The organism is Undibacterium sp. 14-3-2 (assembly GCF_016595265.1).
Taxonomy (GTDB): Bacteria; Pseudomonadota; Gammaproteobacteria; order Burkholderiales; family Burkholderiaceae_D; genus Undibacterium; species Undibacterium aquatile.
In genome coordinates, this window is sequence record NZ_JAENGS010000005.1 from 369167 (window position 1) to 377972 (window position 8806).

9 protein-coding genes and 1 pseudogene are annotated in these 8806 nt (G+C 49.5%); 3 read left to right on the forward strand and 7 right to left on the reverse strand.

All coding sequences use genetic code 11. The annotated features are described in order from the left end of the window. Positions 1-50: 50 nt before the first annotated feature. From pip to Undi14_RS13640, 7 genes are all read right to left on the reverse strand, one after another. Positions 51-1019: a prolyl aminopeptidase gene (gene pip / locus Undi14_RS13610; protein ID WP_200180849.1), complete on the reverse strand. Its 969-nt coding sequence runs from the start codon at positions 1017-1019 to the stop codon at positions 51-53. Between the two features lie 220 nt (positions 1020-1239). Then, complete coding sequence (gene crcB, locus Undi14_RS13615; protein ID WP_186897501.1) at positions 1240-1614, reverse strand: fluoride efflux transporter CrcB; 375 nt, start codon at positions 1612-1614, stop codon at positions 1240-1242. Between the two features lie 5 nt (positions 1615-1619). Further along, the gene (gene moaE / locus Undi14_RS13620) at positions 1620-2123 is read right to left on the reverse strand and encodes a molybdopterin synthase catalytic subunit MoaE (protein WP_200180850.1); all 504 of its coding nucleotides are present in this window, start codon (positions 2121-2123) and stop codon (positions 1620-1622) included. 3 nt (positions 2124-2126) lie between these two features. After that, positions 2127-2384, reverse strand: coding sequence for a molybdopterin converting factor subunit 1 (gene moaD, locus Undi14_RS13625; protein WP_200180851.1), 258 nt, complete (start codon positions 2382-2384; stop codon positions 2127-2129). Between the two features lie 30 nt (positions 2385-2414). Next, the gene (gene glp / locus Undi14_RS13630) at positions 2415-3620 is read right to left on the reverse strand and encodes a gephyrin-like molybdotransferase Glp (protein WP_200180852.1); all 1206 of its coding nucleotides are present in this window, start codon (positions 3618-3620) and stop codon (positions 2415-2417) included. A gap of 130 nt (positions 3621-3750) precedes the next feature. Further along, on the reverse strand, positions 3751-4548 hold the full coding sequence (locus Undi14_RS13635; protein ID WP_200180854.1) for a hypothetical protein: 798 nt from the start codon (positions 4546-4548) through the stop codon (positions 3751-3753). 462 nt (positions 4549-5010) lie between these two features. Further along, positions 5011-5532 (reverse strand): glycine zipper 2TM domain-containing protein, encoded by a 522-nt coding sequence (locus tag Undi14_RS13640; RefSeq protein WP_200180855.1) that lies wholly within the window; start codon positions 5530-5532, stop codon positions 5011-5013. A 215-nt stretch (positions 5533-5747) separates the two neighbouring features. On the opposite strand from Undi14_RS13640, the gene Undi14_RS13645 reads away from it, so the two are divergent. The 3 genes and pseudogenes from Undi14_RS13645 to Undi14_RS13655 form a co-directional block, all read left to right on the forward strand. After that, positions 5748-6617 carry a phosphate/phosphite/phosphonate ABC transporter substrate-binding protein gene (locus tag Undi14_RS13645; protein ID WP_200180856.1) on the forward strand — a complete coding sequence of 290 codons (870 nt, stop codon included), beginning with the start codon at positions 5748-5750 and terminating at the stop codon, positions 6615-6617. Between the two features lie 23 nt (positions 6618-6640). Then, positions 6641-8671, forward strand: a complete 2031-nt coding sequence (locus Undi14_RS18275) for an ATP-binding protein (protein ID WP_200180857.1) — start codon at positions 6641-6643, stop codon at positions 8669-8671. Between the two features lie 13 nt (positions 8672-8684). Next, a pseudogene (locus Undi14_RS13655) lies at positions 8685-8806 on the forward strand (acyloxyacyl hydrolase); the annotation flags it as partial.

Here is an 8806-nt window from a genome sequence, read left to right on the forward strand (position 1 = left end):
AGAACAGCTCAGAGGCAATCAATTAACGAATACAACAGATGCGGCCGGACTCAGGAAAATCGGCGCTGTGTTTTGAAATCTTCGGTGGCCTGCAGCAGCGCAGAGGCAATCCCCGGCTCCATCGCGGCATGACCGGCGTCACCAATCACATGGTAGGCTGCTTCCGGCCACGCCTGATGCAGGCGATAGGCTGATACTGGTGGACAGATCACGTCATAACGCCCTTGCACGATCACGGCCGGCAGATGGCGGATTTTGGCTATGTTGCGGATTAAGGCATCGTCATCCATGAAAGCGCCGTGCTGCATGTAGTGCGCTTCCAGGCGACCGATGCCGAGACTGACCTCATCGGATTCGAAACTAGCAATCGCCTCGGCTTGTGGTTTCAGAAACAGACAAGAACCTTCGTAGCGGCTCCAGTTACGTGCCGCTTCCATATAGATCGCAGGGTCATCGCAAAACAGGCGTTTAACATACGCTTGCAGCAGATCACCACGTTCTTCAACAGGAATCGCTTCAGCAAAGCGCTGATGAATTTCGGGGTAAAAATATCCCATCCCATTGACGAACCAATCCACCTCTTTCTTGGTACAAAGGAAAATGCCGCGCAGGATAAAACCAAGGCAGCGTTCAGGATACGCTTCGCCGTAGGCCAGTGCCAGTGTGGAACCCCAGGAACCACCAAAGACCAGCCATTGCTGTATGCCGAGCATAACGCGGATTTTTTCTATGTCATCAATCAGCAGCGGTGTGGTGTTATTCCGATATTCGCCCAGCGGCGTTGATTTACCTGCCCCACGTTGATCGAACAACACAATGCGGTAATGTGCCGGATCAAAGAACCGTCGATGCGACGGCGAGGTTCCTGCACCGGGGCCACCGTGCAGGAACAGCACAGGCTGACCATCAGGATTGCCGCACTCTTCCCAGTACAAGGTATGCAGCTCATCCACCGCCAGCGTGCAAGTGCGGTAAGGTTCGATTTCAGGGAAAACGGTATTCACGGTTTCGGTCGTCACGGTGTCAGTTCAGTCAGATGATGTGGTTTACAGTGGTTTATGGAAGGGAAAGTATGAGCAGAGACACCCGGCACTGCACAGCGAAATAGTTGCAGCAAGCCAAAAACAAGAAAAAACAGCCTTTTCCGAGCTAAATATACTCCCCCGAGTATATTTTAAAGCCCTTTTTTTTCGCTGAGAATAAGGCAAAAACAGCACATACTCCCCCTTTTTCAATAATTTAACCAGCGATAGCGCGGTAGCTGGCAAAGCCGGCAAAACAGCACAGAATAGAGCCCAGCAAATGCACGCTGATATGTGCCAGCGCCCAGCCAAACTCGCCTCGCTGCAGCAGGGTCATGGATTCGGCGGAAAACGTCGAAAACGTGGTCAGGCCGCCGAGAAAGCCTGTCACCAGAAATAATCGCCACGCCGGAGACAAATCGGGGTAAGCCGTAAAAAAAGCCACCGCCAGCCCGATGATATAACCACCGCCCAGATTCGCGGCCAGCGTTCCCACCGGCAATTGCGTCAATATGCCATTGAACCACAAGCCCAGTCCCCAGCGCAGCCATGCTCCCAGTGCGGCACCGCTGCCAACCGCCAGCCAGCCCAGCGAGTTCATGCTGACGCCCCGTCAGGTGAGCCAGAACCTGGCACTGCATTATTTGCGGTGATGCCCCATTTGCCCAACGCCTGATCATCGGCTTCGCGCGCGTCAACCCAGCGCGCACCTTCCGGTGTCTGCTCTTTTTTCCAGAACGGCGCCTGCGTTTTCAGATAATCCATGATGAATTCGCAGGCCGCAAATGCTTCGCCACGGTGTTTCGATGCAGTAACCACGAGCACGATCTGATCGGCAGGCATCAAAGCGCCGACGCGATGGATGACCAGCGTATCGAGCAGCGCCCAGCGCGCGTTCGCCTGCACAACGATGTCCTCAAGCGCTTTTTCCGTCATCACGGGATAATGTTCCAGCTCCATCGCTGACACATTCTGACCATCATTCAGATCACGCACAACGCCGACAAAACTGACGATGGCACCAATCGCGTTATTGTTTTTACGCAGGTTAGCGACTTCGGTACTCAGATCAAAATCTGCTGTCTGCACGCGCACAGTCATGATTTAACCTCCGGTCACAGGTGGGAAAAATGCCACTTCACCGCCTTCGCTGATGGGTGTTTCCGCATCGCACATCACATGCGCAAACGCCATGCGCAACGCGCGGTCATCGGCCAGCACGTCGGCCCAGAGACCACCACGCGACTGCAGATAAGCACGCACGCCGCCGACGGTGGTAATTTCATCCGGCAAAGTAACGGTTTCTTCAGATAAGCCGAGTTTTTCACGAACGCTGGCAAAAAAACGTAATTGAATTTTCATGATGCAATTTTATCGATAAGGCGGAAAAATCTAAAATGATGCGAACGGTAAAAAACGTACCTGGTCGCCAGCCTGAATGATCTGCCCCGGTGCCACGTCAATCAAGCCATCGCCCCAGACGGTAGATGTCAGCACGCCTGAACTCTGATTCGGGAATAAATCCAGCCCGCCTTGCGGATTGATGCGGGCGCGCAAAAACTCATTACGGCGATCGGGTTTAGGCCAGTTGAAATCGGCACGCATGACGTAAGATTGCGGCGCGACCTGTTCAACACCTTGCATACGTAATAGAAACGGGCGCACAAATAACAGGAAAGTCACATAACTCGACACCGGATTTCCCGGCAGACCGAGGAAAAACGCTTGGCCAACCTCACCGAATGCCAGCGGCTTACCCGGCTTGACAGCGATCTGCCACATGTTCAGGCGCCCTTCGGCTTCCACCGCCGGCTTGATGTGATCCTCTTCACCGACGGAAACACCACCGGAGGTAATAATCAAATCATGTGCCTGTGCCGCTTTACGCAAGGTGTCGCGCGTCGCCGCCAGTGTATCCGGCACGATGCCGTAGTCCGTAATGTCGCAGCCCATGTCCTGCAGCAGGCCGGTGAGCGTAAAGCGATTGGAGTTATAGATCGCCCCCGGCTTCAACGCTTCACCAGGCATCGCCAGTTCGTCACCGGTAAAAAACACCGCAATCCGTGGTTTGCGGATGACGGGTAATTGCGCCAGTCCAACCGAGGCCGCCAGCCCAAGTTCCTGCGCCCGCAAGCGGGTTCCGGGCTGCAATATGGTCGCACCAGCAGCGATATCTTCACCCTGACGGCGTATCCATTCGCCTGTTTGCGGTTGATGACGGATGACGACATAGTCACCATCAACCACGCATTGCTCTTGCATAACGACGGCATCAGCTCCGGCTGGGATCATCGCTCCGGTAAAAATACGTGCAGCCGTTCCGGCTTCCAATGGCGCGCCTATATGTCCGGCTGGAATCCGCTGAGCGACCCGCAGGCGCGCTTCGCCGCTGACGCAATCGGCTGCCCGCACCGCGTAGCCGTCCATTTGCGTGTTGTCCATCGGTGGCACGTGCAGCAGTGAAGACTGTGCCTGTGCCAGCACGCGGCCATGCGCATCGATCGTCGGAATGGGATTGGTGTCAGTCAGCGGGCGTGCCGCTGACAATAAAAAATTGAGCGCCTGATCGACGCTCAACATAGATTTTTTTTCGGTCATATCACATGTTCAGGAATGATGAAGTACGTATTCCCGCATTGTATCCCGAAGGCAGCAATGACACACTGCTACCTTTAGATGACACAGTACTAGCTAACTTGGCTAACAATCATTGAATACACGTAATTTATCAAAACCCAAATTCAGACTTTAACTGGCGCTCGATATCTCTACCATGTTCTTTGCCGAATTGAGTCTCAATTGCGCTTAGCATGGTTTGAGCATAGCCCACCATATACGCTTTAGCGTCATGCGCATCGCCAGACTTTATGAGTTCCAGCTCAATACCGACCTTGTTCAGCAACTGTGCTAACCTGGTTCTCACCTCAGGTGGCAGGCTATCTTTAAACATCGACAGCACATAACGTTTTTTTGCGATGTCCTGCTGGGCAACCTGCATCCATTGTTTTGTTTTTTCATCCGGAATCATTGATTCACTGCTTTGCCCCAGTTCTTTTTCCGTCGGGATGGCAGCCAGATCCAGTTTGGTAATAGTGCAGGCTGGCTTCTCCAGATTCAGGACGATGCCGCTGCCCAATTCATCCACGCGGTCAGCACCGCCCTTGGGGCCATAGCCCTGCTGGGATTGGCTGCCGCCCCAGGTCGATGTCAGATAACGTGGTACGGCGGCAGAATAATCATACAGACTGATTTTGACCAATTCTGTCGTCTGCGTCAGACTGCGCTGAAAATCGCGCTCATAAATTTCCCTTGCACCCTGCTCAGTTTTCACACCCAGCACAAAACCATTGGGCAACGTCAGCTTGTGGATCTGACTGGAGTTACCTTCCCAATGGGTCAATTCATTGCCGCCATACATAAGGCTGATCTTTTGCACACCCGGGCAAAGTTCCGCTTGGGCAGCACCACTAATGGCAAACAATGCCACAACACCGAAGACGAATTGATTCAACTTGGCAAACGTCATTGCACCCCTCACAGATTGTTATTAATTAAATTATGATAACTCAAGAAATATATGATGCTTTTTAATAAGCGGTAAGAAAGTATAAAACAACAATAAATAGATCACACAGATGCAACATTTACAATGAGCATCAAAGCAATTTATAAGTGAACTCGCTGAATGTGCTCGAAAAACGCACGCTGGCTCATTCATACGCGAAGAACTCACAACGAGCTATGCGATGAATGTCTTAGATTCGAGGACGGGACCCTACCAGTAGAAGCGAAATGTAACAAACTACCGCACTAGATAAGTGACGCACGAGGTTAAACAGATTTCAGCCGCCAAGGCTTAATCTGACTCTATTGTTGATGGTAAAAATTGAGCGCCTGACCGACGCTCAACATTGATTTTTGTTATCTTAAAAACGTGACCATGCTGTGATAGCCCCTTCGTTTTCCGAAGATAGACACGATAGATAACTTACTGCATCGGGACGAGCTGACCGTTTTGCGTTGTCACCCGTATCCGGTCGCCGACGCGATAACCGGCATGGTTATCGATCAGCATGGTGCGTGTCTCACCGTTAGGAAATTGTACGGTCAGTTCGGTGCGCATTTTCTGCCCTGCCGAACCACGCTCCATCTGATTACCGACGATACCGCCAGCAATGGCACCGCCTATCGTTGCTAGATCATTGCCAGTGCCTTTACCGACCTGATGGCCAAGCACACCACCAACCAGCGCGCCAACCACGGTTCCCGCGCCCGATACATTGCCGTCAACAGCAACATTACGCATACCGACGATCGTTGCCAGTTCGCCATAATTTTGCTGATTCTGATATTGATTCTGATACTGAGGATATGTATTCGGCTGACGATCCGGATATTGTCGGGAATGCTGGTGCGGATATTGCTGTGGGTAGTTTTCGTTATAGCGTTGATTTGCACAGCCTGAAAGTGCCGTAATCACCAACGTCGTTACCAGTATTTTAGTTCGCATGTCTGACTCCCAAAAAGATCGCATTTAGTGATAACGCAAAAGTGCCGCCGCATGTTGACACGGATATGAAACTGAAGCGCAAGATATCCTCTATTTCCTTCACGGCGGTTCACTCGTAAGCAATCCGGCGAATAGAGAATTTACATTGTCATTTTTCAACATGACTATAATCTTCCACTGACAACCACTGACAACCATATCTGATCAGGTCAATCATGTTGAATCCGACTATTTTTCGCCACTACTGGCAACAATTACTCTCTGTCGCCTTGATCGTCTATATTTGCGTTCCTTTGAATGGATACGCTGAAAATACCGTGTACCGCTTCTCGCCGGTCAATCAATACGACATCAATCTGACCGCCGCATACTGGAATCCGATCATTAATTATGTCTCAGAAAAAAGCGGCGTCAAACTAAGTTTAAAAATAGGCAGAACATCTGCTGATACAACCAGTTTTGTTTTGGCCAAAGAAGTCGATTTTGCATTTACCAATCATTTATTTTCCCCTGATCGCGAAAAGTTAGGCTGGAGAGTGTTTGGTCGCAGAAATGTGCCACCCGTCAGCGGGCAAATCGTCGTACCTGAAGATTCGCCAATTACCGACATCAGTCAGCTGAAAGGTAAGGACATCACTTTTCCTGGCCCGGAAGCGCTGGTCGCTTACAAAGTGCCGATGGCACACCTGATCAGCAAAGGTATCGACGTGAATGTTATTTTTGGTGGTAATCAGAACGGCGCCCTCGCGCAGTTACTGGCGGGTAAAGTGCAGGCGACAGGTGGTAATTCGCAATTAATCTCCGCTTATTCAACCCGCGAAAAGAAAAAATTTCGCATTCTATGGTCGTCTGAACCTTATTATGATCTGGCATTGATGGCGTCGAATAAAGTAAAACCAGCCGATTTAAAAGCAGTCTCTGACGCTTTCTTCAATATGAAAAATGATCCGCAAGGAAAAGAGATATTGCATCAGGCGTCCACAAAAATCGGCCTGACGAGCGATACCTACTTCATCCCATCGGATGGCAGTGAATACGCGAGTTACAGAAAATTTTATCAATCGGCTCCCGCAAGCTTACGTTGAATCTTTCTTAAAAAGCCCATCAAGTGCGACTCTCAAGATTTTTTCTACCGAAATCGCTGGTACTGCGGGTGTACTTGCTGTACTCCGCCACCTGGCTGTTATTGATGTGTACCGGCGTTGCTTTATATTACGAAACACGTTTTACGCAGGAAATTGAAGAGGTGCAGGAATCCGCTAGCTCCATGCTAGAAGTCGCAGCGAGAACCGTTACCGACAGCGCCGTCATCGGGGATTATGACAGTATCAAACATACGCTAGACAGCATGGTACTCAGCCCTAATTTTGCTGCAGCAAAATTCATCCCCATGCAGCAAGGTCTTATCGAAAGCTCTCAGAGAAGCAACATCAATAAAAATGATATTCCTTCGTGGATTATTCGTCGGGTAGAAGATCATCTGTATGATGATAATCGCGTCATCAAAGTCGGCGGCGAAGATTACGGAGTATTGCGACTGGTTTACGATGACGCCCAAATTGCTTATCGAATGTGGCAAATGATGCAGGTAGCGTCAGCGTTGACATTAGCGAGTTTCCTGTTCGGTCTGATATTGATTTGGTTCCCCCTTAAACTCTGGCTGGGAAGTCTGCAAAAATCAAAGGTTTTACAATTGGGAACGCTGAGCGGTCACGACAGCGAATATGCCAAACTGATCCAGAATGCGCCACTGGAAATCAGAGCAACACTGATCGCCTTGCAAAACACTGCGAGTCAACTGCGCACTGAACTCAATGAACGCGAAAACACCCTCACTTCACTCAAGCAAATTCTGATCAGCCTGCTACCTGACGTCAAAGATAAACCTATAGAAGGAGAGAATATTTCCGTCATTCTGAGCAGCATAGAAAAACTGGTAGCTGAAGCCGAACAGATACGACAGGATCTGATAACAGCGAAAGAAGCTGCGGAAGGAGCCAACAAGGCAAAGAGTGCATTCCTCGCGAATATGAGTCACGAGATACGGACACCAATGAATGGTGTGATCGGCATGCTGGAGCTAAGCATGGATACTCCACTCACGACTGAGCAACGAGAATTCCTGAATATGGCGCATAGTTCCGCTAAAAATTTGCTGGTCATCATCAACGATATTCTCGATTTCAGCAAAATAGAGGCCGACAAAATTGAACTGGAGTTCATCGATATTGAGCTGCATGACTTATTGCATGAAATATTCAAGTTACACGAAATTAGCGCTCATAAGAAAAACCTCAGTATGCAATGTCATTTCGCTGAAAATTTACCTGATGTCATCGTCGGCGATCCAGTTCGCATCCGCCAGATCGTTCACAATCTGCTTGCGAATGCAGTGAAATTCACAGATCGGGGAGGCGTTCATTTCGATGTTGCCGTTAGTCGCGATGTAAAAGACGCGCCTCAGTTACTCATTTCAGTTACTGACTCAGGTATTGGTATCCCGGCATCAGAACAAACCTACATCTTTGACGCATTTTCTCAGCAAGATGCCTCTACCACACGTCGCTTTGGCGGCACAGGCCTGGGGCTCAGTATCAGTCATAAACTGGCACAACTCATGGGTGGGCGTATTTCCATACAAAGTGAAGTAGGAAAAGGAAGTAAATTCACATTCAGTTTGCCATTGAAATTTTCTGAGAAAAAAATCCTGCCAGGTGAACGGAAACAACATCTACATCAAAGTCCAGTTCAACGTCAGTTAAGAGTTTTAATTGCTGAGGACAATCTCGTTAATCAAACGCTGATTACAAATTTAGTTGAACGGCAAGGACACTCCACTACTCTGGCAAATAATGGCGTGGAAGCGATCAATTACTGGAAAGAAAATGAATTTGATCTGATTTTAATGGACATGCAAATGCCAGTCATGGGCGGCATGGAAGCAAAAAAAGAAATACGCAAATTTGAAGAAGAAAAAAAGACCGCCTACAAAATACCGATATACGCATTAACAGCTTCGGCGATGTTGGACGAAAAAGAAGAAGCATTAAAATCCGGCCTTGATGGATACCTCACCAAACCAATCAACCGCGCTATACTTTACGAAGTCTTAGCCAGAATTGCTGGCAATAAAGCGTAGTCGCAAACCAGGCTCCCACGTCTATAACAACAACGGCCGTGCCTTTTCAACCGCATTCCAGTTCGGAGACCACATCGGCGTAGGCTACGTGTTCAGCAACGGCTGGGAAGCAGGCCTCAAGATTCAGCATTTTTC